The sequence below is a fragment of the Leptolyngbya sp. FACHB-541 genome (assembly GCF_014695875.1).
Lineage (GTDB): Bacteria > Cyanobacteriota > Cyanobacteriia > Elainellales > Elainellaceae > JAAUTN01.
Window position 1 is genome coordinate 24,715 of record NZ_JACJPC010000141.1, and the last position, 26,875, is coordinate 51,589.

Annotated in this window: 22 protein-coding genes; 14 read left to right on the plus strand and 8 right to left on the minus strand. The window is 49.6% G+C overall.

Annotated features, from left to right (window positions below; genetic code table 11):
• Positions 1-53 precede the first annotated feature (53 nt).
• The 4 genes from psaA (at position 54) to H6G00_RS30995 (ending at position 6,927) form a co-directional block, all read left to right on the plus strand.
• Positions 54-2,312 carry a photosystem I core protein PsaA gene (gene psaA, locus H6G00_RS30980; RefSeq protein ID WP_190641094.1) on the plus strand — a complete coding sequence of 753 codons (2,259 nt, stop codon included), beginning with the start codon at positions 54-56 and terminating at the stop codon, positions 2,310-2,312.
• Positions 2,313-2,334: 22 nt separating this feature from the next.
• Positions 2,335-4,560: a photosystem I core protein PsaB gene (psaB, locus tag H6G00_RS30985; RefSeq protein WP_190799656.1), complete on the plus strand. Its 2,226-nt coding sequence runs from the start codon at positions 2,335-2,337 to the stop codon at positions 4,558-4,560.
• Positions 4,561-4,682: 122 nt separating this feature from the next.
• Positions 4,683-5,306: a hypothetical protein gene (locus H6G00_RS30990; RefSeq protein ID WP_190799657.1), complete on the plus strand. Its 624-nt coding sequence runs from the start codon at positions 4,683-4,685 to the stop codon at positions 5,304-5,306.
• Between the two features lie 112 nt (positions 5,307-5,418).
• Complete coding sequence (locus tag H6G00_RS30995; RefSeq protein WP_190799658.1) at positions 5,419-6,927, plus strand: alpha-amylase family protein; 1,509 nt, start codon at positions 5,419-5,421, stop codon at positions 6,925-6,927.
• Here the strand turns inward: H6G00_RS30995 and H6G00_RS31000 are convergent.
• Together H6G00_RS31000 and H6G00_RS31005 are read right to left on the minus strand one after the other, a co-directional pair.
• On the minus strand, positions 6,899-7,258 hold the full coding sequence (locus H6G00_RS31000; RefSeq protein ID WP_190799659.1) for a gamma-glutamyl-gamma-aminobutyrate hydrolase family protein: 360 nt from the start codon (positions 7,256-7,258) through the stop codon (positions 6,899-6,901). The genes H6G00_RS30995 and H6G00_RS31000 overlap by 29 nt on opposite strands.
• 42 nt (positions 7,259-7,300) lie before the next feature.
• Positions 7,301-8,848: a SagB/ThcOx family dehydrogenase gene (locus tag H6G00_RS31005; protein ID WP_190799660.1), complete on the minus strand. Its 1,548-nt coding sequence runs from the start codon at positions 8,846-8,848 to the stop codon at positions 7,301-7,303.
• Positions 8,849-8,997: 149 nt separating this feature from the next.
• Between H6G00_RS31005 and H6G00_RS31010 the strand changes: the two genes are divergently transcribed.
• On the plus strand, positions 8,998-9,666 hold the full coding sequence (locus tag H6G00_RS31010; RefSeq protein ID WP_190799661.1) for a hypothetical protein: 669 nt from the start codon (positions 8,998-9,000) through the stop codon (positions 9,664-9,666).
• Between the two features lie 191 nt (positions 9,667-9,857).
• Here the strand turns inward: H6G00_RS31010 and H6G00_RS31015 are convergent, their stop codons facing one another.
• Both H6G00_RS31015 and miaA read right to left on the minus strand, forming a co-directional pair.
• Positions 9,858-10,433, minus strand: a complete 576-nt coding sequence (locus H6G00_RS31015; protein WP_190688843.1) for a Uma2 family endonuclease — start codon at positions 10,431-10,433, stop codon at positions 9,858-9,860.
• A gap of 43 nt (positions 10,434-10,476) precedes the next feature.
• Positions 10,477-11,406, minus strand: a complete 930-nt coding sequence (gene miaA / locus H6G00_RS31020) for a tRNA (adenosine(37)-N6)-dimethylallyltransferase MiaA (protein WP_347278251.1) — start codon at positions 11,404-11,406, stop codon at positions 10,477-10,479.
• Between the two features lie 229 nt (positions 11,407-11,635).
• On the opposite strand from miaA, the gene gyrB reads away from it, so the two are divergent.
• From gyrB to H6G00_RS31040, 4 genes are all read left to right on the plus strand, one after another.
• A complete protein-coding gene (gene gyrB, locus H6G00_RS31025) occupies positions 11,636-13,576 on the plus strand; it encodes a DNA topoisomerase (ATP-hydrolyzing) subunit B (protein WP_190799663.1) in 1,941 nt (646 codons plus the stop codon).
• A gap of 281 nt (positions 13,577-13,857) precedes the next feature.
• A complete protein-coding gene (locus H6G00_RS31030) occupies positions 13,858-14,505 on the plus strand; it encodes a hypothetical protein (protein WP_190799664.1) in 648 nt (215 codons plus the stop codon).
• A 175-nt stretch (positions 14,506-14,680) separates the two neighbouring features.
• Positions 14,681-15,244, plus strand: a complete 564-nt coding sequence (locus tag H6G00_RS31035) for a thylakoid membrane photosystem I accumulation factor (RefSeq protein ID WP_190799665.1) — start codon at positions 14,681-14,683, stop codon at positions 15,242-15,244.
• Between the two features lie 148 nt (positions 15,245-15,392).
• Entirely contained in the window at positions 15,393-17,795 is a 2,403-nt protein-coding gene (locus H6G00_RS31040; RefSeq protein WP_190799666.1) for a VIT domain-containing protein, read from the plus strand.
• Positions 17,796-17,930: 135 nt separating this feature from the next.
• Here the strand turns inward: H6G00_RS31040 and H6G00_RS31045 are convergent, their stop codons facing one another.
• Positions 17,931-18,026, minus strand: a complete 96-nt coding sequence (locus H6G00_RS31045; RefSeq protein ID WP_190644190.1) for a cytochrome b6-f complex subunit PetL — start codon at positions 18,024-18,026, stop codon at positions 17,931-17,933.
• 88 nt (positions 18,027-18,114) lie between these two features.
• Between H6G00_RS31045 and aroB the strand changes: the two genes are divergently transcribed.
• Positions 18,115-19,209 carry a 3-dehydroquinate synthase gene (gene aroB / locus H6G00_RS31050; protein WP_190799667.1) on the plus strand — a complete coding sequence of 365 codons (1,095 nt, stop codon included), beginning with the start codon at positions 18,115-18,117 and terminating at the stop codon, positions 19,207-19,209.
• Between the two features lie 55 nt (positions 19,210-19,264).
• Positions 19,265-20,305, plus strand: a complete 1,041-nt coding sequence (gene hisC, locus H6G00_RS31055; protein ID WP_190799668.1) for a histidinol-phosphate transaminase — start codon at positions 19,265-19,267, stop codon at positions 20,303-20,305.
• A gap of 25 nt (positions 20,306-20,330) precedes the next feature.
• On the opposite strand, the gene era is transcribed toward hisC, so the two are convergent.
• Positions 20,331-21,308: a GTPase Era gene (gene era, locus H6G00_RS31060; RefSeq protein WP_190799669.1), complete on the minus strand. Its 978-nt coding sequence runs from the start codon at positions 21,306-21,308 to the stop codon at positions 20,331-20,333.
• Between the two features lie 247 nt (positions 21,309-21,555).
• On the opposite strand from era, the gene egtD reads away from it, so the two are divergent.
• Complete coding sequence (egtD, locus tag H6G00_RS31065; protein WP_190799670.1) at positions 21,556-22,629, plus strand: L-histidine N(alpha)-methyltransferase; 1,074 nt, start codon at positions 21,556-21,558, stop codon at positions 22,627-22,629.
• A 408-nt stretch (positions 22,630-23,037) separates the two neighbouring features.
• Positions 23,038-23,529, plus strand: a complete 492-nt coding sequence (locus H6G00_RS31070; protein ID WP_190799671.1) for a hypothetical protein — start codon at positions 23,038-23,040, stop codon at positions 23,527-23,529.
• A gap of 290 nt (positions 23,530-23,819) precedes the next feature.
• Here H6G00_RS31070 and H6G00_RS31075 read toward each other — a convergent pair whose 3' ends face one another.
• A complete protein-coding gene (locus H6G00_RS31075) occupies positions 23,820-25,919 on the minus strand; it encodes a prolyl oligopeptidase family serine peptidase (RefSeq protein WP_199318819.1) in 2,100 nt (699 codons plus the stop codon).
• A gap of 63 nt (positions 25,920-25,982) precedes the next feature.
• Positions 25,983-26,297, minus strand: a complete 315-nt coding sequence (locus tag H6G00_RS31080) for a metalloregulator ArsR/SmtB family transcription factor (protein ID WP_190688814.1) — start codon at positions 26,295-26,297, stop codon at positions 25,983-25,985.
• 171 nt (positions 26,298-26,468) lie between these two features.
• Here H6G00_RS31080 and trxA point away from each other — a divergent pair, with 171 nt between their 5' ends.
• The gene (trxA, locus tag H6G00_RS31085; RefSeq protein WP_190644197.1) at positions 26,469-26,864 is read left to right on the plus strand and encodes a thioredoxin; all 396 of its coding nucleotides are present in this window, start codon (positions 26,469-26,471) and stop codon (positions 26,862-26,864) included.
• Positions 26,865-26,875 lie beyond the last annotated feature (11 nt).

Consider the following 26,875-nt stretch of genomic DNA (forward strand, 5'->3'; position numbering starts at 1 on the left):
AAGCTTGGGGTTAGGGATTACTCGTTCCTTGTCTAGAGAGAGGAGAGTCTCTAATGACAACTACCCCACGGGAGCGAGACGCAAAGGTCAAGGTTGTGGTTGACAAAGACCCGGTTCCTACTTCATTCGAGAAGTGGGGCAAACCCGGTCACTTCGACCGCACCCTTTCCAGAGGTCCTAAGACGACCACCTGGATTTGGAACCTTCATGCTGACGCTCACGATTTTGATAGTCATACCAGCGACTTAGAAGATATATCGCGTAAGATCTTCAGCGCTCACTTTGGTCACTTAGCCATTGTGTTTATCTGGCTGAGCGGTATGTATTTTCATGGCGCTCGCTTTTCAAATTATGAAGCTTGGCTGACCGACCCCACTGGCATCAAGCCCAGTGCTCAGGTCGTCTGGCCGATTGTCGGTCAAGAAATTTTGAATGCAGATGTAGGCGGCGGTTTCCAGGGGATTCAAATCACCTCTGGTTTCTTCCAGATATGGCGGGCCGCAGGTATTACCAGTGAGTTTCAGCTCTACTGCACAGCAATTGGTGGCTTGGTTATGGCTGCCCTGATGCTGTTTGCAGGCTGGTTCCATTACCACAAGCGCGCTCCCAAACTGGAGTGGTTTCAGAACGTGGAGTCGATGCTAAACCACCACTTGGCTGGTTTGCTCGGTCTAGGTTCCCTATCTTGGGCTGGACACCAAATTCACGTTGCGCTGCCCATTAATAAGCTGTTAGATGCTGGGGTTCCGCCTGCGGACATCCCCTTGCCTCAAGAGTTCATTTTGAATTCTGGCTTGATGGCTGAGCTATATCCCAGTTTTGCTAAGGGCTTAACTCCCTTCTTTACCCTCAACTGGGGTGAATACGCTGATTTCCTTACCTTTAAGGGCGGTCTAAACCCTGTTACTGGCGGTCTGTGGTTGTCTGACACAGCGCATCACCACTTGGCGATCGCAGTGTTGTTCATCATTGCCGGTCACATGTACCGCACCAACTGGGGCATCGGTCACAGCATCAAGGAAATCCTAGAGAACCACAAAGGTCCCTTCACTGGCGAAGGACACAAGGGTCTCTATGAGAACCTCACCACTTCCTGGCACGCTCAGTTGGCTGTCAACCTGGCAATGCTAGGTTCGCTGACCATCATCGTGGCTCAGCACATGTACTCCATGCCGCCTTATCCCTACTTGGCGACAGACTATCCCACGCAGCTTTCGATCTTCACACATCACATGTGGATCGGTGGCTTCCTGATTGTGGGTGCCGGAGCACACGCAGCTATCTTTATGGTGCGTGACTACGACCCAGTAGTGAATCAAAACAACCTGCTGGATCGGGTAATTCGCCACAGAGATGCCATCATCTCTCACCTCAACTGGGTTTGTATTTTCCTTGGCTTCCACAGCTTTGGACTGTACATTCACAACGACACGATGCGTGCTTTGGGTCGTCCCCAAGACATGTTCTCTGACACGGCGATTCAGCTTCAGCCCGTGTTTGCTCAGTGGATTCAAAATATCCACACCCTCGCTCCGGGTGCGACTGCTCCCAATGCTCTAGCTCCGGCTAGCTATGCGTTTGGTGGTGGCATCGTAGCAGTGGGCGGCAAGGTTGCCATGATGCCGATCGCTCTGGGTACGGCAGACTTCATGGTTCACCACATTCACGCCTTCACGATTCACGTGACGGTACTGATTCTGCTCAAGGGTGTGCTGTTTGCCCGTAGCTCTCGTCTGATTCCAGACAAAGCAAACCTGGGCTTCCGCTTCCCTTGCGACGGTCCTGGTCGGGGCGGCACCTGCCAGGTTTCTGGTTGGGATCATGTCTTCCTCGGTCTGTTCTGGATGTACAACTCCCTATCAATTGCAATATTCCACTTCAGTTGGAAGATGCAATCTGATGTATGGGGAACGGTCAATGGCGACGGCTCGGTGTCTCACATCACGGGCGGTAACTTTGCCCAAAGTGCGATTACCATTAATGGTTGGCTGCGTGACTTCTTGTGGGCACAAGCTACTCAGGTAATCGGTTCCTACGGTTCAGCGCTCTCGGCTTACGGTCTGCTGTTCCTGGGTGCTCACTTTGTTTGGGCGTTCAGCCTCATGTTCTTGTTCAGCGGTCGCGGCTACTGGCAGGAATTGATCGAGTCCATTGTTTGGGCGCACAACAAGCTAAGAGTAGCTCCCTCCATTCAGCCTCGCGCTCTGAGCATCATTCAGGGTCGTGCTGTTGGTGTGGCTCACTACCTCCTGGGAGGAATCGTCACTACGTGGGCGTTCTTCCTGGCTCGAATCATTGCAGTAAGCGGATGAGCACGAGGAGAACTCGTTAAACATGGCAACTAAATTCCCAAAATTTAGCCAGGACTTGGCTCAAGATCCGACTACACGTCGGATCTGGTACGGGATTGCCACCGCCCATGACTTTGAAAGCCATGACGGAATGACCGAGGAGAATCTTTACCAAAAGATTTTTGCCTCGCACTTCGGTCACGTGGCAATCATCTTCCTCTGGACATCTGGCAGCCTCTTCCACGTCGCCTGGCAAGGCAACTTCGAACAGTGGATCAAAGATCCGCTAAATGTAAAACCAATCGCCCATGCGATTTGGGACCCTCACTTTGGTCAACCTGCTGTCGATGCGTTCACACAAGGTGGCGCTTCTGGCCCGGTTAACATTGCCTACTCGGGTGTTTACCACTGGTGGTACACCATCGGCATGAGAACTAACGGCGAACTTTACAACGGGGCCGTCTTCCTGTTGTTGCTAGCTGCTGTTTTCTTGTTTGCAGGCTGGCTTCACCTTCAGCCCAAGTTCCGTCCTAGCTTGTCCTGGTTTAAGAATGCTGAGTCTCGGCTCAACCACCACTTGGCTGGTTTGTTTGGGGTTAGCTCCTTGGCTTGGGCAGGTCACTTGATCCACGTTGCCATCCCTGAGTCTCGCGGACAGCATGTGGGCTGGGACAACTTCCTGTCTACTCCTCCCCACCCCGCTGGTCTAAAGCCATTTTTCACGGGCAATTGGGGTGTGTATGCAGAAAACCCTGATACGGCTGATCACATTTTCAGCACCTCTCAGGGCGCTGGAGATGCAATTCTGACCTTCTTGGGCGGTTTCCATCCTCAGACTCAGTCTCTGTGGTTGACGGACATGGCGCATCACCACTTGGCGATCGCTGTGCTGTTCATCATTGCGGGTCACATGTACCGCACCAACTTTGGGATTGGTCACAACATCAAAGAGATGTTGAATGCTAAGAGCTTCTTTGGCGCCAAGACCGAAGGGCAGTTTAACCTGCCTCACCAGGGTTTGTACGATACCTACAACAACTCTCTGCACTTCCAGTTGGGTATTCACCTAGCAGCTTTAGGTGTTGTCACTTCTCTGGTAGCGCAACACATGTATTCGTTGCCGCCTTACGCTTTCATGGGTAAGGACTTCACCACTCAGGCAGCGCTCTACACCCATCACCAGTACATTGCTGGTTTCTTGATGGTTGGTGCGTTTGCTCATGGTGCGATCTTCTGGGTGCGCGACTATGACCCAGTTCAGAACCAAGGCAACGTGTTAGCTCGCGTCCTGGAGCACAAAGAGGCAATCATCTCTCACCTAAGCTGGGTGTCTCTGTTCCTGGGCTTCCATACCCTTGGCATTTACGTTCACAACGACGTAATGCAAGCCTTCGCTACTCCTGAGAAGCAAATCTTGATTGAGCCTGTGTTCGCACAGTTCATCCAGGCTTCTCACGGTAAGGTGCTGTATGGCTTCGATACCCTTCTGTCTAACCCTGACAGCCTTGCAACCACTGCTTGGCCCAATCACGGCAACGTGTGGCTACCCGGCTGGTTGGATGCAATCAACTCAGGTACAAACTCGTTGTTCTTGACCATTGGACCTGGCGACTTCCTGGTTCACCATGCGATTGCCCTTGGTCTGCACACCACCACCTTGATCTTGGTCAAAGGTGCGTTGGATGCACGCGGCTCGAAGCTGATGCCCGATAAGAAAGACTTCGGCTACAGCTTCCCTTGCGATGGTCCTGGTCGGGGCGGCACCTGCGATATCTCTGCTTGGGACTCTTTCTACCTCGCCATGTTCTGGATGCTCAACACCATTGGTTGGGTTACCTTCTACTGGCACTGGAAGCACCTCGCAGTTTGGCAGGGCAACGTAGCTCAGTTCAACGATACGTCTGTGACGATCATGGGCTGGCTGCGCGACTACCTCTGGCTCAACTCTGCTCAGTTGATCAACGGGTACAACCCCTACGGCATGAATAACCTGGCGGTCTGGTCCTGGATGTTCCTCTTTGGACACCTGGTTTGGGCAACCGGCTTCATGTTCTTGATCTCCTGGAGAGGCTACTGGCAAGAACTGATCGAAACCCTGGTCTGGGCGCACGAGCGCACTCCTCTAGCTAACCTGGTTCGCTGGAAGGACAAGCCCGTTGCAATGTCCATCGTCCAAGGTCGTCTGGTCGGTCTGGCTCACTTCACGGTCGGCTACGTACTTACCTACGCTGCCTTCCTGATAGCCTCAACCGCGAGTAGGTTTGGTTAACCACTCCTTGTAGGCGAATAAACTAAATCCCCTGCCCGTGGCAGGGGATTTTTCGTTGTGAGTTGAGAAGATAGAGGGTGTTATGAACTGCTCAATTAGACAGGGCGACGCAACGCCGCCTAATGAATGATGAGTATCAAAAGAGAAGCGATCGCCCGCTTATAGTTGAAAAGGCGATCGCCCAAATTCTTGCTATGAAAAATGTGCTTTATTTTCTTCATGTCTTGTTACTGCTCGGTCTAGCTACAGCATGTAACTCTCAATCCTCAATTGAATCGGAGAGTAGTACTGCGCCACAGGTTACAGATTCTCCAACCAATCCTCCTGAGACAACACTGGCAGAATCTCCAGCAGCGATCACCCCCAAAGTTGAAGAATTCACCTTGGAGGAAGTGGAGAGCGATGACATATATGGGTGTGGACTAGCAGTGTGGAAGCCGGACAGCCCCGAACGACCCAACTTCATCCTGGTGGCTACTTTGGGGGAGCCTGTTTCGATGTGGATGAAGATTGACGGGGAGATTGTTCGGTTTGAGGGACTGTCTGCTTATCCGCAGGAGCAACCCGGCACGCAGTTTTACCAAACATTTGAGAGCCTGGAGGGTGAGATTCAGGTTGGGTTAGAAGGCAGATTTGCAGAACAACGGGCAGATGTGGAAGCGATCGCCATTGAAGATGGCATTGTTCGCATTGAGCAGGCTGGACAAGAAATTGAAATTCCTGTAGTTGGTGTGCAGGGATGCTAAGCGATCGCCTCAGTAGAACTGCGGCTTTGTTCATTTTGTTTGAGTGAAGGGCATTCTCAGAACAAGTTAATTTAGTTTGAACGAGACTTATCTAGGGTCGTGGGTGCATATCATGTTGCGGAAGTTTGTCTATGGCTTGCTGTTTCTAATTTTTTTGGTGATACCACTGATCGGCTCGGTTTGGCGGATTGATACAGATTCAGTGGAGGAAGCTATAGTACCCCGAACTGCCTTTGTGCATCTGTTTGAATGGAAATGGGAAGATGTAGCGCAAGAATGTGAGAGTTTTTTAGGACCAAAGGGGTTCGCAGCCGTTCAGATTTCACCACCCAATGAACATGCAGTGATTGCTAAGCAGAGCTATCCTTGGTGGCAACGCTATCAACCTGTCAGTTACCAGATTAAAAGTCGCAGTGGCGATCGCACTCAATTCACCAATATGGTTGAACGCTGCCGAGCCGCAGGAGTGGATGTATACGCCGATGCGGTGATCAATCACATGTCTGGTGAACTCAGCGGCAAGGGAAGTGCAGGTTCAATCTTTACCAAATATCATTATCCAGGGCTGTATGAATCTCGCGATTTCCACTCTTGCCGGCAAAACATTCAGGATTATCGTAATCACGAGCAGGTGACAAGCTGCGAACTCTCTGGGTTGCCAGATCTCAAGACTAGCTCAAGCTATGTTCGCAGCCGCATTGCTGAGTACCTGATTGACTTGGTGAATCTTGGTGTGGCTGGATTTCGGATTGATGCTGCCAAACACATCAACACCAAAGAGTTAGGAGCAATTTTAAGCTTGGTGCAACAGTCTGTGACTGCTCAACCCTACATTCTGCAAGAGGTAATCGATCCGGGAACTGAAGCAGTTCGCAAGTCTGAATATTATAGTCACGGCGATGTGTATGAGTTTGAATATGGTCGTCTAGTAGGCGCAAAGTTTTTGGGATTGGAAGGACAAAGCCTATCGCAACTAGACACTTTGAGTGAGGAGTGGGGATTAGCACCGAGCGATAAGGCGATCGTATTTATTGATAACCATGACAAGCAGCGGGGACATGGCGGCGGCGGCACCTACCTGACTTACAAGAACGGCAAGCTTTATGAACTAGCGAATGTGTTTATGCTGGCGCATCCCTATGGCTACCCAGATTTGATGTCGAGCTATAAGTTCTCAAATTCCGAGCAGGGACCGCCTGCTGATGCAGATGGCAATACACACAGTGTTTATCACAATGGTGAAGTGAGTTGTTTTGAGGAGTGGCAGTGTGAACATCGCTGGCAGGCGATCGCCAACATGGTGAGCTTCCGCAATCACACCTCAGCCGAGCCACTCACTCACTGGTGGAGCAATGGGGCAAATCAGATTGCTTTTAGTCGTGGAAATAAAGGATTTGTTGTAATTAATCGGGAGTCCACTCCGTTAAATCATACCTTTCAAACTGACATGGCTCCAGGTACCTATTGCAATGTGATAGAAGGTGAGTTAAATGCAGAGGGAACAGGTTGTACTGCAACAGGAGCAAACGCAACTGTTACTGTTGATCGTCACAAGCAAATTACTCTCTCTGTAGATGGGATGGGGGCGATCGCTATACACGCTGGTACAAAGGTTTCCTAGCCTGTCCAGCATCCACTAATGCTTGAAACAGTCGGGGATGGGGTGCCCATTGCGGCGACATTTCCGGGTGCCACTGCACACCTAACATCCAGGGATGTTCCTGGTGTTCTATTGCTTCGATCAGTCCATCGTCTGCTTGGGCTGAAACTCGCCATGCTGGAGAAATGTTTTTTACTGCCTGATGATGCCAAGAAACAACAGTAATGGTAGGGTCTTTGATGATATCTGCTAAGTGAGTTTTAGGTTTGATGTGAACGTCGTGCTGGAAAGGACGGCGAGGATGATCGAGACGGTGAGTGATGCGATCGCCCCCAATTAGCAGTAATTCCATGGCACCGTTGCATTTAGAAAGGACTCATGTCCCTTACTCCTCTCATGCTGGTCGTCCCAAAGTTGTAATGTAGAGAACTGCTTCATCAGTGGGGATGCCCAAAACTTCGTTTACTTCGTTATCAAAGAAACCGCCAATGCCGCTCACGCCCAGGTTGAGGTGAATGGCAGCCAAATTGAGCCGCTGTCCCAGATGTCCGGCATCCATGTGCAGATAACGGTAGGCGCGATCGCCATACGCTGCTACAGCCTGCTTCAGATCAGCCGTGTGAAACAGCACTGCTCCGGCATCGCGTCCCAGGTTCTGACCTAGACAGAGGAAGTGTAGCTCTCGTCGGAAATTCTTAAAGCGGATTTGCCTGAGTTCTTGAGCCTTGGGAGCATAGTAATAGCAGCCTTCCTCCAACCCTTCAACACCGGAGACGGCAATGAAGGTTTCAATTAAATTCAGATCAAAGTAGTCAGGCGATCGATCTAAACTTTGGTCAATATAGTGGTGCGGCTGGTAGGTAAAGTCGAGCAGCGCCTTGAGTTCATCCAGAGTCAGTGGTTCGCCGCTGTAGGCGCGAGTTGAACGGCGCTTGAGAATGGTGCTTTCCAGTGCCGACAAGTTTTCGCCCCAAAAGATCGAAGGGGCAACGGTAGAAACTTTCAGGCAAAACGGAAAATTGTACTTGTCTTCCGCAGGCTCAGCGACTAGGACGGACTCCGCTTCAGGTCTAGTGCCAGTGGGAAAAGGAGAACTTTGAGCAACACCAATCTGGGTAGCACGATGGAAGTAGTTCAGCAGTTCTCCATCTGGAATTTTGGGATATTTGATCTGCGTTGCAGAGGGTAGAGCAGCTTGCGCCAGCGGTAGATTTTGCTGTACGTCGAGCAGGTCTGCTAAAGCAATGATGGCGATCGCCCCCTCCTGCTCTGGATCAAGGTAAAGCAGTTCATTGATTGCTTCATCGGCAAAGCCACCAATCAGGTGAGGACGGTAATCATTGATTGCTCCCGCCAATTCCACATTGCCTAATAGGTGTCCAGTATCGAGAAAAATTCGGCGATAGGCTCGATCCTGATAGCGCCATGCCGAACGAAAAAACACCGCCGAGACGACCAGTGCCAGTTGCGTATTTTCTAAAGTCGGATGCCAGAAACAGGCTTTCTGCAAATCTTCCCAAACCTCACTGTCCCAAAAGCGAGTCAGCGAATGAGACTGTGGCTGATAGCTGTAAAGCCCCGCAGGCAGCAGTGGTGTCCCGCGTGAAATCAGATAGACCTCAGCCGGATATAGCCCTCCGGCAGATGGTGCAGCCCTGAGATAGACCGGATCGCCATAGCGGGTCATCATCTTTAGCGTCAGCCCATAGCTGCAAAATAGCAGCCGAGACAATCGCTCCCAGCTATCCGCAAAATCGCTAGGAGATGCTTCCACTTCCGTCAGGTAAGGCTTGAGGTCGTAGGTTGCCCCAATCTTATATTCCTTGAACGGAATCGGCTGTTTGTCCCAGTCCAACCCTTGAGATTTCTCTTGAATCGTCGCTGGGTCGTACTTGGTGCGCTCGTGGTAGTGCTGAGCAATCGAAACCTGAAGGTCTGGCATAGAAGTTTCAGAGCAATCCTAAGTCCTTCTTTGATCTTGACACTCCCAACTCAGATTGACCAACTTTTGCAGGGTTAGGCTTGTTGCTAAGTTTAGGGTGAGCGCTGTGTACTTAGCTTTAGACTAGAACTTAAAATTTCCAAGGTTCTATGGAATCAGCAGAATCAAAAAATTTAGGGAATGCCGAAGCGATCTATTTGTATCTAGATGCACGTGCAAAAGTATCCTCTGTTGTTAGAGGGCTTGCTCATCCAGATAGATTAACAACGGCTCTCGCTGAATTAAATCGGGCAATTCAACTTGCTCCTCACTATGCAGAAGCGTATGCCCTTCGCGCAGATATTCAAGATCAGCTAGGTGATTTGGAAGGAGCAATTGAAAGTGCTGGAAAAGCTCAAGAAGCGTTTCAAGCACAAGGTGATTCCGTTCAGGCTGGAGTTTATGAGCGGCAGAAACTCTATTTAGGACTGCAAAGGCAGTCGTTGGCTGAGAAAAATCTACAAGAGCAGGCTCCTGATGAGGATGAGGTTGCATTTGAAGATATGCCAGAAGTTCAACAGATTCTGCTAAGGAGTGCTGCCTTCGCACAGGAGAAACGTTATTCAGAGGCGATCGCTGAAGCTACCAGAGCAACCGACCTATACCCTGACATGGCTGACTCATGGGCTATACGTGGCAATATTTTTAGACTCATGGGCGACCGTCAAGCGTCTTGCAGAGACTATGAGCAGGCTGCTGAACTGTTTGAGCAACAAAGCGATTCAGTGAGAGTAGAGACGCTTCGCCTGATGATTGATGCTGTTAATTCTCAGGAGTAGTTGATATTTATCATCAAAACTTTCTGAATGCGGGTGCAAATTCAACAAACGCGTTTGCAAATTCAGAAAGCAAGTATACGAATTCGATGAGCAGGTTTGCAAATTCAATGAACGAGTATGTGAATTCAACAAACGGGTTAAGAAATTCAATGAATGGGTTTGCAGACTTAAGGACAAGCTTTTGGACGGAACTACCAGATGGTTTGAAGATTTAGCACAAATCCTGGCAGCACATCTTCACCTGATAAAGCATCTGGAGACTCTAAGATTTCAACGGCTTGCCCTAAACGGTAAATTGCAACCTTGCGTGATTCTGGGTCAATCAACCAGCCTAACCGATTGCCGTTGTCCTGATATTCCTGCATCTTTGCTTCACCGGCTTCCCAACTATCTGACGGAGAAAGTAGCTCAACCAAAAAGTCTGGACAGAGCGGCAGGAATCGTTTTCGCTGTGCTGAGGTTAGAGCATCCCATTTGGCTTGGGGAATCCAGGCAACATCGGGGGAGCGATCGCTTCCATTCGGCAGCCTAAACCCCGTTGATGAATCAAATCCAACTCCAAGCCCGGTTTGCCGATTCCAAACTCCAAGCGCAATCACAAGATCAAAGTTTTGTTTCCCTGTTTCTCCTCCCGTTGGGGACGTAACGATCAGTTCTCCGGTTGCGGCGCGTTCCAATCTCAGTTCAGGGTTGTCCTGACAGAGTTGGTAGAACTGCTCATCAGTAAGCCTCACAACAGAATCAAGCTTTAAAGTTAAGGCAGTCATAATTTTGGGATTAGCTCACCTTTTACTCAAGCGTATATTAAGCTCAGGTTCTTGCCTCGCAGGTTTGGAGGAATGCCTGAATCCTTTCCCACACTTGATCAACTAGGTGGGGAGAGTCAGCATCAAACCATTCAATTTGGCGATCGCCATGAAACCAGGTGCGCTGGCGTTTGGCAAACTGGCGGGTATGCAGAACGATTTGCTCTTTTGCAGCTTGTAGAGAAATGTCTCCGGTTAAATACTGCTTTACTTCTTGGTAGCCCAATGTGTTGAGCAGAGGCAGGTCATATCCATACTTCTGACAAAGCTGTGTGACTTCAGCAATCAAGCCAGCGTCAAGCATTTGCTGCGTGCGTTGCTCAATGCGTTGAGCTAGTCGATCCAACGTGACACAATCCAACCCGATTTGCAGAATTGGGTAACTCGGTGGATGTTCTCCCTGCTGCTGAGAAATGGGTTTTCCGGTGGTGTAGTACACTTCCAGAGCACGCAGCGTTCGGACGGCATCATTTAAGTGAATTTTTTGGGCAGAGACGGGATCAATTTGTTTTAGAAAGGCGTAGCACTGAGGTTGTCCTAGTGCTTGAAGCTGCGATCGCAATTTCGCTTGTGGGGGTACTCTAGGAATCTGCAAACCTTGCGTAATTGCACGAATATAAAGTCCGGTTCCGCCAACTAACAGTGGAATAGAGAAACGATCGCCCAATTGGTGAAACTTACCTATGATCTGCTGCGCCTGCTGCTGATAGTCTGCTAGCGTTAGCGTTTCGGTGGGGTCGCAGATATTTATAAGATAATGGGGGGCTTGCTGTTGCTCAGCGGAGGTTGGTTTTGCGGTGCCAATGTCAAACTCACGGTAAACCTGACGCGAGTCAGCGCTGAGAATCGCTGACTGGAGCCGTTGGGAGAGGGCGATCGCTAATCCCGACTTTCCAGTTGCCGTTGCTCCACAAATAACAATTAGAATAGGAATAGCCGGTGATAGTACAAAATTACTATTTCTGCAGGCTAAACTATCAACATCTGCAGGTTGCTGAATGTCATCAAAATTCTGTCGGAATTGGGCTCGATCGATCCCTGCCTTATTTTTCACTTCAAACCGCTCTAAAATCGCTTCAAACCCTTTTGTGTTATAATTTTGATAGGTTTTGGTGTTCTGAAGCATAGATGGCTTCAAACCGAATTATGGGAGCGCTTCATACATGACAACCAATTATGGTGCTGACCAAATCCAAGTCCTTGAAGGGTTGGAGCCTGTCCGTAAACGTCCAGGCATGTACATCGGCAGCACAGGACCGCGTGGACTCCATCACCTAGTTTACGAAGTTGTTGACAACTCGGTCGATGAAGCTTTAGCAGGTTATTGTAATTACATTCAGGTCAGCCTGAATGAAGACGGCTCCGTCACAGTTACAGATGACGGACGAGGAATTCCTACAGATGTGCATCCCCGAACGGGCAAGTCTGCCTTAGAAACCGTCATGACGGTGCTACACGCAGGTGGAAAGTTTGGTGGCGGCGGCTACAAGGTTTCGGGTGGTTTGCACGGGGTTGGTATCTCAGTCGTCAATGCCCTGTCAGAGTGGGTAGAAGCAACCGTTTGGCGAGACAATAAGGTACATGTCCAGCGGTTTGAGCGGGGTGTACCCATTGGCGAACTCTCCATCCAGCCAAACTCTGAGAAGCGGACAGGAACTTCGATTTCCTTCAAGCCAGATACTCAGATCTTTACAACGACGGGCATTGAGTTTGACTACGCTACGCTGGCAAGTCGCCTGCGGGAGCTGGCTTACTTAAACGCTGGGGTTGAGATTACTTTTACTGACTATCGCCTGGCACTGCTCAAGAGCGACCAGCCGCGTGTTGACAAATATCACTACGCTGGTGGTATTCGTGAATACATTAGCTACATCAACAAAGACAAACAGCCCTTGCATGATGAAGTGGTGTTTGTTCAGGGTGAGCGCAACAACGTGCAGGTTGAGGTGGCACTTCAGTGGTGTGTAGATGCTTACACTGATAACCTGCTGGGCTTTGCCAACAACATTCGCACCATTGATGGTGGTACTCACCTGGAAGGACTGAAGGCAGTGCTAACCCGGACGATGAACTCCATCGCCCGCAAGCGTAACAAGCTCAAGGAAAGCGACTCTAACCTGGCAGGGGAGAACATCCGTGAGGGGCTGACGGGCGTCATTTCGGTTAAAGTACCTGATCCCGAATTTGAAGGACAAACCAAGACTAAACTCGGCAACACCGAAGTTCGAGGAATCGTAGATTCCCTAGTGGGTGAGGCACTAACCGAATATCTAGAGTTTCGTCCTAGCGTTGCTGATGCGATCCTTGAAAAGGCGATTCAAGCCTTTAACGCGGCAGAAGCTGCCCGACGGGCGCGAGAACTAGTGCGCCGCAAATCTGTACTGGAGTCGTCAACGCTGCCCGGTAAGCTGGCAGACTGTAGCTCTCGTGACCCAGCAGAGTCAGAAATCTTCATTGTGGAGGGAGACTCTGCGGGAGGTAGCGCTAAGCAAGGACGCGATCGCCGCTTCCAAGCAATCCTGCCGCTGCGAGGCAAAATCCTCAACATCGAGAAAACTGACGATGCTAAGATCTACAAAAACACCGAGATTCAGGCGCTGATTACCGCATTAGGTCTGGGTATCAAAGGTGAGGAGTTTGACCCATCACAGTTACGCTATCACCGTATTGTTGTTATGACTGACGCTGACGTAGATGGCGCTCACATTCGGACGCTGCTATTGACCTTCTTCTACCGCTATCAGCGATCGATGGTCGATCAGGGCTATGTGTACATCGCCTGCCCTCCTCTTTACAAAGTAGAACGGGGACGGCAGCATCAGTACTGCTATAGCGAGCGCGAACTCAACCAGATCACATCACAGTTTCCCGCTAACGCTAACTACACGATTCAGCGATTTAAAGGTTTGGGAGAAATGATGCCCCAGCAGCTTTGGGACACCACAATGAATCCTGAAACCCGGACGTTAAAGCGAGTCGAAATTGAGGATGCAGCTGAGGCAGATCGGATCTTCACGGTGCTGATGGGCGATCGCGTTGCGCCCCGACGTGAATTCATCGAAACCTACGGCTCAAAGCTGAACCTAACTGATCTGGATATCTAATTAAATACCTAAATTGGTTATCAGTCATTAGTTATTGGGAGTCATCATCCCCCAATGACTAATGACTGATAGCTAAAAGATTCAAAACTGCTTTTTAAGCTATTGAGAATAGCCATATTTCTCGTGCCACTTAACCTATCTGCGGCTAAGCTTGTGAGGGATGACTAGGCTGTTTAGAAAACATCTCATCCACAAACATTATTTCCATGCAATCCGGATTTAACGGTTGCGAAATGCAAGCCATTTAGTATCGACTTCGACACGAGAAGGTTAACGTGCCTATGTTTATTAAAACCTTTACCCCAGTTTTACTCCTTACTGCCCTGGTTTTGGGAGGCTGCACTCCCAACGCAAATACCGATTCTGCTAATCCAGAGGGAGCTACAGTTCCGACGGAACCTACTGAAGCTGCTAGTCCTGAGGATGCGGGTAACGTTCTTGTTGGTTTGGATGGTCAGAGCCAACTTACCCTGCTCAACGGTTGGGTAGAAGATCGGGAACTTCATGAGTCAGCCGAGATTCAAGCTTCTAAGCGAGGCAGTGAAGAATACGTGATCGTTTTATCCGAAAACAAGGCAGATTTTGAGAATTTAACCATTGAGCAGCATTCAGAAATTACACGTGGGTTACTCGTTGAGAGCTTAACCGATCCTGAAATTACTGGACCGACTGATGTAACGACCGTAGGAAGTAACCCAGCCGTACAGTACGAGATCCAGGGAACCATCGAGGGAATTAACGTAGCATATTTACACACCACGGTTGAAACTCCAACGAAGTATCACCAGATTTTGGCCTGGACGTTGCCCTCTAGCTTTGAGCGTAACAAACCTGAACTTCAGCAGGTCATTCAAGGCTTTAAAGAAGTTGAAGCACCCGCTGCGACTGAGTCGCCTGCCGAATCGCCTGCTCCGTCGCCTGCTCAGTAGCAATAAGGCTTGGCAAGGCTAACTGCCAAAGGCACGTCTGTCTTAGAAGTTGGTTAACTGGGCATGAAGCATCTAGCGAATGAACTTCTAAAGCAGTTTTAAAGCACACCCTAAGGTTTAACATTGAGGGGATAAGTTTTTGGTTTGGGACGGTTTTTTGCAAAGACGTTTTGTGATGAATTCTTTTTGTCGAAAGCTTTCCAGGCTGTTGCTGAGTCTGGTTCTGCTGCTTGGACTATTAGGACTGCTAGGTAATCCTGCCTGGGCAGGTCTGACGGATGATCGCTTTGATGGCAATATTTTTCCGCTCTATGCAGGCAACGGTTCTCTAGTTCCGCCCAAAGTGACGCTGGCAGAGTCTTTTAAAAGAGATAAGCCAACGCTGGTTGTGTTCTATGTAGATGACAGCAGTGATTGCAAAGAGTTTGTTGCAGTCGTCAACCAGCTTGATTCATTTTACGGTCGGGCGGCTGATTTTATTGCCATGACTGTGGACGCGATCGCCCCTCAAGAACACTACGAGCCAACAGATTTGGGCTACTACTACAAGGGACTTGTACCCCAAACGGTGTTATTTAATCAGGCGGGTGAGGTTGTGCTGAACGAGACAGGTACGATTCCCTTTGAGCGGATCGACGACAAGTTTCGTGAAGTATTTAACCTGCTGCCCCGCTCTGAGTCGGTTGAGCTAAAGCGCCGACAGGTGAACGAGATTAATACGGAGTTAGTCAGAGAGTAAGGATGAGAGGGGTTTTAGGGGATAGGGCAAGAAGGTATTTCTTCATTCCCTATCCCTCACTCCTCTGTTGCAGTTTTCGCAACCCTGAAGGAAGGCAATTCAACGGATGTCATGGTGAGAGCTATCTTCGTTCACCTAAGCTCCTCCTATGAAACTCTCCTTTGTTTTGCCGTTGACGGTTCTGCTGGTTGGCGTAGCGGGTAGTTTAGTTCACTTTGCGATCGCCCAATTGCCCGCGCGATCGCCCTCTCTGGCTAACTCAAGTTCCGGCTCAGGGACAGGAGAGTCCCCTGCTGCATCCGATGGTGTAACAGGAGGATTGTATGTCCAGATGGATGGGCAGGAGCGGGTTTTTCCGTTGCGCCACACTGAGGTGAAGGCTCAAGTCAGCGGCAATGTGTCGCGGGTTGAGATGACGCAGACGTTTGAGAATCCGTTTGAGGAGCCACTGGAGGCGGTGTACGTGTTTCCGCTGCCGGACGAGGCGGCAGTGGATGATATGGAGATTCAGATTGGCGATCGCACCATTCGCAGCGACATTAAGCGGCGGGAGGAAGCCCAGGAACTTTATCAGCAGGCGATCGAGCAGGGACAAACAGCAGGCTTGCTGGAGCAAGAGCGAGACAATATCTTCACTCAGTCATTGGCAAACATTCGCCCTGGTGAACAGATTGATGTAACGATTCGCTACACTGAGAGCCTCAAGTTTGAGGGTGGCGATTACGAATTTGTCTTTCCGATGGTGGTTGGGCCGCGCTACATTCCCGGTACGCCGATTGCTCCCAGCGGTGACACTGACCAGGTGCCCGATGCTTCTCAGATTACGCCACCTGTGCTGCCACCCGAAGTGCGTTCCGGGCATGACATCGGAGTCACAGTAGACATTGATGCAGGAGTGCCAATTCAAGACGTACATTCTACGTCTCACCAAATTCGCACCAGCCGCAATCGGCAGGCAGTGCGGGTGACGCTTGATGGCGAAGATACGATTCTGAACAAAGATTTGGTTTTGCGATATCGAGTTGCGGGCGATCGCACTCAAGCAACTGTCTTGAATCAAGTAGATGAACGGGGCGGACACTTTGCGGCTTACTTGATCCCAGCAGTGGAGTATGACGCAGATGAGATTGTCCCCAAAGATGTGGTGTTTTTGATGGATACCTCTGGGTCGCAGGAGGGTGATCCTCTGGCAAAGTCGCAAGAGCTAATGCGCCGCATGATCAACGGACTGAATCCAGACGATACGTTTACGATCATTGACTTTGCGAATACCACTACGCAACTCTCCGCTACCCCTTTACCGAATACTGCTGCGAACCGGGCAAGGGCGATCGCTTACATCAATCAGCTAGACGCAAACGGCGGCACCGAATTGCTCAACGGAATTCAAGCTGTGATGAACTTTCCCCCAGCCCAGGAAGGACGGTTACGGAGCGTTGTACTCCTGACCGATGGCTACATCGGCAACGAAAACGAGGTGATTGCAGAAGTGCAGCGGCGGCTCAGTCCTGGCAACCGCTTGTATAGCTTTGGGGTTGGCAGTTCGGTGAACCGTTTTCTGCTGAATCGATTGGCAGAGGTTGGTCGCGGTACGGTGCAGGTCGTGCGTCAGGATGAACCAACCGAAGCCGTCGCAGAGCAGTTTTTTCAACAAATCAACAACCCGGTGTTGACCAACGTTGAGGTGCGCTGGCAGGGAGACGGCGAAGCGCCAGAAATCTATCCCTTAGCGGCACCTGACCTATTTGCCGAGCAGCCGCTAGTGCTATTTGGACGTAAGCCTGATGGCATCAGCGGCACTCTGCAAATTACTGGAACGGCAGCAGGTGGGCGGCGCTATGAGCAGACAATCCCGGTCAACTTTGAGGAGGAAGGGAATGAGGCGATCGCCCAACTCTGGGGCAGATTCCGCATCAAAGATCTGATGAACCAAATGTTTGGCGGCGAAACCACAACAGGCGTTGAAGCGGTCACCAATACAGCCCTAGAGTATCGGCTGCTGTCGCAATACACTGCCTTTGTCGCCATTAGTGAAGAGGTGCGAGTAGACCCAGACGGCACACGCCGTCGAGTACAGGTTCCCGTCGAGCTACCGGAAGGAGTAAGCTACGAAGGAATTTTTGGCGGTGCTGATGCAGCCATGAGCAATTCTGCTCCGGGTGGTGCAATGGCTCCCAGTCGCTCAATGGCTTCAGTTGGACAGCAAGATGCTTATGAAATGGCACCCGCTCCACTCACGCTCCGCCCAATGTCTCCTATTCCTACACCAACAGCCTCCCAAATTCAAATCGTTGATACAGAAGGATTAGATGAGGCAGAGCTAGCTTCACTGGAGCAGCACTTGCAGTCTGTCAATTTGCCTTCTGGTTTTACCGGAGATCTGGTTTTAGAGCTGCGCCTGCGGAATGGTCGTGTCGAGCGAGTGCTGCTGAATGAGCAGGAATCGACGATAGAAGCGGCTGAGGTCGTTGATCCCGTGAGGCGATCGCTACAAACCTGGACATCTCCCACTCAACAAACTGGAACCGTTCGGCTAACGCTGCGGGTTTAGAGCAATTAGCATAAATTGCGTAGGGGCGGTTCGTGAACCGCCCCTACAGGCGAAATTAACCTGGGGTTTGGGCTTTGAGCTGAATTTCAGCTCAAGGCTGTTAAATCTCCAGGCTGTTGAGCGGATCCATTCAACCTAAATCAACTTAACCGCACGCAGCCCGAAATACAGCGCGATCGCCGCCCCAAAGGCAGCCCCGTAAAGCAGAATGTAAGCAAGTACTCCAGACATTTAACCTTTCCTTTAAAAGCTTCATAAAACTATTGAACCACTTCCTGGAGTAGAATACAGCGCACGAGGGTTATGGGTTGGTAAGCCAATGAAATCTGTTGTCACAGTTGAGTTACCGCAGCGGTCGTATGAAGTTGCCGTCGTTTCAGGTGGGCTAGACCATTTGGGCAGTTGGATGCAGCCGCTGAAGCTAGGAAAAAAGGTGCTGCTGATTTCTAATCCCGGCATTTTTCGTAGCTATGGAGAACGGGCGATCGCCTCTTTAGAACAGGCGGGTTTTGAGGTCGTCCAGCATACGATTCCAGCAGGCGAACGCTACAAAACTCTCGCCTCAATTCAAAAAATTTATGACACGGCTCTAGCAAATCGCCTAGAGCGCTCCTCGACTATCGTGGCGTTGAGTGGTGGAGTGGTTGGGGATATGGCAGGCTTTGCAGCAGCAACCTGGCTGAGGGGGATTAACTTTGTCCAGGTTCCAACTTCTTTGCTAGCAATGATTGATGCCTCAATCGGCGGCAAGACGGGTGTAAATCATCCCCAGGGCAAAAACCTGATCGGCGCATTTTATCAGCCGCGCCTGGTACTCATCGACCCGCAAGTGCTGAATACGCTACCTGCAAGAGAATTTCGGGCAGGCATGGCAGAGGTAATCAAATATGGCATCATTTGGGACGCTCAGTTGTTTGAACAGCTAGAGCAAGCTTCCCGACTAGATCAACAGCGCTATCTCGATCTAGAACTCTTGCAAATGATTTTGACCCGTTCCTGTGAGGCAAAGGCACACGTTGTCAGCAAAGACGAGAAAGAAGCAGGACTACGAGCGATTTTGAATTATGGTCACACGATCGGACATGCGGTCGAAAGCTTGACTGGATATCGTCTAGTGAATCACGGAGAAGCTGTTGCGATCGGCATGGTCGCAGCCGGACAGATTGCTGTGGAATTGGGGCTGTGGACGCAAGCAGAGAGCGATCGCCAACACGCCCTAATCCAAAAAACTGGACTGCCTACTCAAATCCCGGCTGAGCTAGATGTTGAAGCGATCGTAGATACCCTGCAAACCGACAAAAAGGTTGAAGCCGGACGGGTTCGCTTTGTCCTCCCCACTCAAATTGGAACCGTCAAAGTCACTGATCAAGTACCGTCAGAAACCGTTCGACAGGTATTACGCCAACTCCAATAATTCAATTTCAATCATTCAATTCATTCAATCAATTCATTCAATCAAGGGAGATCTCATGCAATTTTTCCGCGATCGCATCAACGCGATGCAGGGCTACAAACCGGGAGAACAGCCGCCACCGGGATCAAACATCATCAAGCTCAACACGAATGAGAATCCCTACCCGCCTTCACCTGCGGCACTTCAGGTGTTGCAAGATCTGAGTGGCGAGTTGCTGCGCCGCTACCCTGATCCGACTGCGAAACCATTTCGGGAAGCAGCGAGTAAAGCATTGGGCATTCCTGCCGACTGGATCTTGGTTGGCAATGGTAGTGATGACCTGCTAACGATGATTTTGCGGGCTTGCGCGGAACCAGGACGGCGCGTCGTTTATCCTGCCCCTACCTACGTTTTGTACCGCACCCTGACTCAAATTCAAGATGCCGAGTTTGTCGAATTGCCCTATGGCGAGGAGTACGATCTGCCCGTTGAGGAGTTGATTGCTGCCAACGGAGCCGTTACCTTCATCGCGTCCCCCAACAGCCCTTCTGGAACGCTGGTTCCTAATGCACTGTTGGAAAAGTTAGCAGCAGGGCTTTCTGGCTTACTGGTGATTGATGAAGCCTACGTCGATTTTGCTGAGTCAGACGCACTGGAACTGGTTGAAAAATACGATAACGTCATTGTTCTCAGAACCCTTTCCAAGGGATATTCCCTCGCAGGTCTGCGATTGGGTTTTGGGATTGGCAACCCCGCTCTACTAAATGGGCTGATGAAGGTTAAGGATAGCTATAACGTTGACGCGATCGCCTGTGCAGTGGGTGCAGCGGCGATCGCCGACCAGCCTCACAAAATCGCCAATGCTGAAAAAGTTAAAGCATCCCGCGCAAAATTGGCAGAAGACTTGAAACAGCTAGGCTTCCAGATCGGACCTTCCCAAGCCAACTTCCTGCTAGTGCGTCCACCTCACGGCAATGCCGAGGAAATTTATCTGAAGTTAAAAGAGCAGGGCATCCTGGTCCGCTACTTTAACCAACCCCAACTCCAGGACAAGCTGCGGATCACGGTTGGCACTGACGTGCAAAATCAGAAATTGGTGCAGTTACTCAGCCAGTAGGCAGTCCTTCTGGCTCTTGAGGATATTACTCTTCAACCCGATAGCCAAATTCTGCAAGTCGTGTGCGGGACTGTCGCCATTTTGGTTGCACCCGCACAAATAGCTCCAGGTAGACCTTTCCCATTACCAGCTTTTGAATTTGCTGACGGGCCGCCGTCCCAATCGCCTTCAACATACTGGCACCCTTGCCGATCACAATCCCCTTTTGCGACTGCCGCTCAACGTTGATCGTGGCGAGAATGTGGGTGATTTCGGGCTCTTCGTCTACGCGGTCGATGGCGATCGCCACTGAATGCGGCACTTCTTCACGAGTCAGCAGCAGAATTTGCTCCCGAATCAATTCAGCCATGATGAAACGCTCTGGCTGGTCAGTGACTAAATCGGGGGGATAGTAGTACGGGCCCAACTCCAGTCGCTCATTCAACAAACTTTGCAAAGCTTCCAACCCGTCTCCTGTGAGGGCAGAAAATTTTGCCACTGCCCAACCGTTTGCTTCTGCTAATTGAATGTAGCTATGGTCGATTGATTCAGCATCAGCAGACTGCTGGTCTGCCTTGTTGATCCCCAAGATCACAGGCGTTTTAGATTGGCTGAGCAAATCTACGACAAAGCGATCGCCTCCCCCCGCCTCCACCGTTCCGTCTACCACAAATAGCAGTACATCTACTGAATCGATCGCAATTCGGGCATTTCTCACCAGCACTTCCCCAAGCTGATGATGGGGCTTGTGAATCCCTGGCGTATCAACAAAAATAATTTGCACCTCAGGGGTCGTCAAAATTCCTCTGAGGCGATTGCGCGTCGTCTGTGCCACTGGCGACGTAATCGCAATCTTTTGCCCCACCAATTCGTTCATCAGGGTAGATTTGCCCACATTCGGCCGTCCCACGATGCCCACAAAGCCCGACTTAAAGCCTTCGGGAGCCTGTGGGATCAAAGCCACGTCCGACAAAAGTGGCAGCGCATCAGCCTGATTATCGAGTTCAAAATCTACATCGGTCATCGTTACTGTTTGCTTAATTCTTTGACTCAGCAGCTTAACAAGACTCCAGGGAACTGCCGTAGCCTAAGCTCTTACTATCGCTATCGTATCCTGCAGGTCAAATTTATAGCGCAGATCGGTTGAGCTAATGTAGAAGGTTTTGGCAACAAATGATCCTAAAGGCTAAGCCAATTCTCATTATTGGATGGGAAAATGCAGGGCGGGTGTGGCTCTTGGTCTACCCGCTGATGGATTCTATGAAAGCTTCATGCAATTTCCTAAATCTTCTGGCTCAACGGGTTTTTCTCAAAGCAAAATTGGCGATCGCCTCTCTTCTTCTCAATATGCCTTAGAGGATCGTCTACAGATTGAGTATTTGATTGATCCAGTCAATGCTCAGACCGATCTGGAGTCAGCGCAGGATGTGATTGATGGCTTGAGCAAAACGCCAAAATCTTTGCCGCCGCGCTACTTTTATGACGATTACGGCTCTCAATTGTTCGAGCAAATTTGCGATTTGCCAGAATATTACCTGACTCGCACAGAAGCCGCCATTTTTCAGGCATACGCAGGGGCGATCGCCCAACTGACTGGAGCCTGTGAAATTGTCGAACTGGGCAGCGGCAGCAGCAGCAAAACTCGCCTCTTGCTAGATGCCTACCAGCAGCAGGGATATCCCTTACGCTACCTACCAATTGACGTTAGTGCAGGCATTCTCGAAAGCAGCGCTCGCACCTTGTTAACGGACTATTCCAGCCTCAAAATTCACGGGTTGGTTAGCACCTATGAGCTAGCGCTAGAACGGCTCAGCCCAGCCCCATTGCCCACCCGGATGATTTGCTTCATTGGCAGCACTCTGGGCAACCTGAATCCGCAAGAATGTGACGTATTCTTCTCACAGGTGACGCAGGCATTGCAGACTGGTGAATATTTTCTGTTAGGCATCGACCTACAAAAGCCAAAGGAACTGCTAGAAGCGGCTTATAACGACAGCCAAGGTGTCACCGCTGCCTTTAATTTGAATATGCTCAGCCATTTAAACCAGCGATTTGACGGAAACTTTGACCTGACTCAATTTGAACACTGGTCTTTTTATAACGAATCGCTGCAACAAATCGAAATGCACTTACGCAGCCTGAAGGCGCAAACTGTTGAATTGCGAGATTTAGGAGTGGCGATCGCCTTTCAATCAGGAGAAACTATCCTCAGTGAAATTTCGCGTAAGTTTAACTTAGCTCAAATTCAGCAAGAGCTTGAGTCCAAAGGACTTCAGCCTATCCAAACTTGGACTGATCCAAATCAATGGTTTGGACTGTTGCTTTGCCAGCGATGTAATTCTTAATTATCTCCAGTCCGGATTGTTTGACATTTATCTAGTTAGTTGACATCAATAGGTTACGGAGTTGCATTTTCCCTTGTATAGCAATCCTAAATAAGCCTTGAAAGGCATTCATTAGGGTAAGTTGCTGATTGTGCAACCTACTCATCTACAGACGATTTAGGGTTGGTATATATAGCTTTGATAAAGGTGACAAAAGCTAATTCCCATAAGGACTGTAGCGATACTCTAACGGTGCAAGTATGTTGTTTGATGCAATTCAAGCAACACAGATGAAAGCAGAATAATTGCTTTCAATATGGGTACTTTAACAGTACAAGTATGTTGCTTGATGCAATTCAAGCAACACAGATGAAAGCAAAAAATAGTTGCTTTCAACAGTCCGTCCTGAAAATCTTTGAGGTGTTTGTTATGTCTAGTGTTGCAATTCCTGCTGTCAATCAACTGCGTACCGAGTTAGGTGACTTTAGCAGCATTATTTGTTTTAGAGCAATCGTGACTGGGACTGAAGATGCGCTCGGTGAAAAGGCAGCAGCGATCGCTCTGATTGCTGCGGGTCGTCAGCGAGGCAAGCAACTTGCAGAACAGCTTGGTTTGACAGGAGCAGGAATTAACTCTGAGAAGATTGTTTCGCTGCTCCAGGCAGCATTGGGCAAGGACGGCACGCGGCTCTGCATTATTGATAACGTTGTCGCAGATGGAGAAAAAATCCTGGTTTACTGTCGGGAAACAATTTGCTCTGCGGGTGAACTTCAAGGCTCTGACCGCAAGCTAACTTTCACATTAGGAGCGATTCAGGGTGTGATGGAGCAAGTCACAGGACGGCGGTTGCGGGGTAAGCAGGTGGAATCGGTTCTGCGCGGCAGTTCTTTTGATGTCATCGAGCTTGAAGTGCTCGGCTAATTACCTCATTGAGTTGGCTCTACCAAATTAATAAATACCAGTTTAAAAGCTCCAGCTTCCACTTGTAGGAAGCCGGAGCTTTTCATACCAAATCCATCTGTAGAGTAGCGGTAGCGGTAGGGGTGAAGCATCCGGTTACAATCCTTGCAACTAAAGCACAATTCTTTTGCTGAATGCTTCGCCCGTACACCAAATAGTGCTTCTTTACGAGACGGATTCCGTGTCATACACAGTTCTCAAATTCTGGAGAACCCCAAAAAACCTTCTACCTTTTCGGCAAAAATGTGGGTTCAAGGGGACTGTATATCTAGCGATCGCACCAAAAATGCCCAGCGATCGGAGAGCTCCTCAATCACTTTAGCCGTCGGCTTTCCGGCTCCGTGCCCTGCTTTAGTCTCAATCCGGATCAACACCGGATTATTTCCTACATGAGCTTCCTGCAATGCGGCCGCAAACTTAAAGCTGTGGGCAGGCACTACCCGATCGTCATGATCAGCCGTTGTGATCAGAGTTGCAGGATAACCCGTTTCAGGTTTCAGATTGTGCAATGGAGAATAGGCGTAGAGTGCCTGAAATTCTTCTAAGTTTTCTGGTGAACCGTAGTCAGAGCACCAGGCCCAACCGATAGTGAACTTGTGGAAACGCAGCATATCCATTACACCCACCGCGGGTAAAGCCGCTCCAAATAAATCGGGTCGCTGGGTCATGCAGGCTCCGACCAGTAAGCCGCCGTTGCTGCCTCCGGCGATCGCCAGCTTCTTTGGTGATGTATATTGATGCTCAATCAGCCACTCTGCTGCTGCAATAAAATCATCAAATACATTTTGCTTATTTAGCTTTGTACCCGTCTGATGCCACTCCTCACCATACTCACCACCGCCGCGTAAATTTGGTACCGCAAACACACCACCCAGCTCTAACCAGACAATATTGCTGGGTGAAAAGGACGGCGTGAGTGAGATGTTGAACCCTCCGTATCCATACAGGTAAGTAGGGTTATTCCCATTCAGTTCTAATCCCTTTTTGTGAGTGATGAACATCGGAACGCGAGTACCGTCCTTACTGGCATAAAACACCTGCTTTGTCTCATACTCATCAGGATTGAAATCTACCGTTGGTTGCCGAAACACACTACTTTCTCCACTCACCATGTCATAACGATAAATAGTTGTTGGCGTAGTGAAACTGGTGAAACTGTAGAATGTTTCTGTATCATGGCGCTTACCGCCAAAACCTCCTGCCGAGCCGATTCCCGGCAGCTCAACCTCTCGTATAAACGTTCCGTTCAAGTCAAATACTTTTACCTGGGTGTAGGCATCTTTGAGGTAGAAAGCGACAAACTGGTGATTTAGGATATTCGCACCCATCAGTGTCTCATCCGCTTGGGGAATCACCTCTTGCCAATTTTCTCGCGCTGGATTGGCAATATCAATCGCAATTACTCGACTGCGTGGCGCATCCAGATCAGTCTCAAACCAGAACACCGTGCCCTCACTGTCAATCAGGCTAAACTTTGCCTCAAAGGAGTTAATTAACTCAACTACAGGGGTTTCTGGATTTCTCAAATCCTTCCAAAACACTAGATTCCTAGGGTCTGTTCCTTGACTCACCAAAATTACTAGATAATTGCCATCTTCAGTGACTTCGCCACCAAACATCCAATTCTTTTCGTCAGGGCGCTCATAAATCAGGACATCTTCGGCTTGAGACGTACCGAGTTGGTGAAAGTAAAGCTTCTGATAATAGTTAATGTCTTCTAATTTTGTTGCTTCATTTGGTTCATCATAGCGCGAGTAGAAAAAGCCCTTGCCATCAAGTGTCCAGTCTGCGCCCGAAAACTTAATCCACTTTAGATGGTCAGGCAAGTCCTCACCCGTTTCTACATCTCGTACTTTCCACTCCTGCCAATCGGAACCAGATGTAGATAGCCCATACGCCATCAGTTTGGCATCTTCGCTAATTGCCAATCCCGAGAGTGCCACCGTGCCATCTTCAGAAAGCGTATTAGGGTCAAGCAAAACTCTCGGTTCTGCATCTAGTTCGGGCAGTGTGTAGAGAACGCTCTGATTCTGCAAACCATCATTCTTAAAGTAGAAATAACGGTTTTCCCGCTTAAACGGAATGCCGTATTTCTCGTAGTTCCAAAGCTGGGTCAACCGCTGTTTCAGGCTTTCACGGGCAGGAATATCATTCAGGTAGGTAAACGTCACCTGGTTTTGCGCTTCGATCCACTGACGGCTCTCGTCTGAATCGGGATCTTCTAACCAACGGTAAGGGTCAGAGACCTGCACACCATGATAATTATCCACCTGATCGACTTTAGGACTGGGGGGATAAACCAGGGACTTGTTGGCTTGATTGACATCAGCTTGCATATCGGCTTGAGACATTGCGAAGAACTTTGAACGACTTCTTTCAATGTATCGGAACCCTAATTTTTTGGAAGATGATGGTTAATCCATCAACCCAGAAAAGCTTTTGAGACAGGCAGTTAAAACATCGCGATTCAGGGCATTGTACTTGGTTTGCCCGTCCCGACGGGTTGTGATCAACCCAGCTTCTGCCAGTGTCCTAGAGTGGTGACAAAACAGAGCGAGGCTGATGTTAAGTTTCTGAGCAATTTCAGAGCCGCTTAGCTCATTCTCGCGAACCAGTAGCTCTACGATACGCAAACGGGTGGGGTCAGACAACGCCGCAAAAATTTTGGCGCGACAGTCATTTTCAGTTTTCTCAAGCAACGGTGACACAGGTGACGGTTGATTGTCCATGTTTAGATACAGGCAGCAGAATAAATTGGGTTTTCAAATAAAACTCGAACAGGCTTATTGAAGCACTTAAACAACCACTTGACTATTGAGTTACTTTTCAATATTATCGTAGTTAAGCGGTTGTTTAACCACTTAACTAGTCCGCTTCATGGACTAAAGGAGATTAGCATTATGTCCAGTACATCTCAGACAAAGACTTCTTCAGAGGCTTCCAGTTCATCTCGATACATTACGCTAACGGAAGACAACTTCCAGGCAGAAGTCCTCGACAGTTCGTTACCGGTGCTAGTTGATTTTTGGGCTGCCTGGTGTGGTCCCTGTCGTATGATCACCCCCATCGTCGAAGAGTTAGCTGCTGATTTTGCAGGTCAAGCCAAGATTGCCAAGCTCAACATTGATGACTATAGTCACATTGCGAGTCGCTATCAGATTAGTGCTGTCCCGACGCTACTGCTGTTTCAATCGGGGAAAGTCGTTGATCAGGTGGTGGGTGTAGCTCCCAAGCGAGTCTTTGCTGCAAAGCTAGAAGCTTTGATAGAAGCAGCTCACTCAGAGCAGGCAGCTTGAGCTAGCTGAGA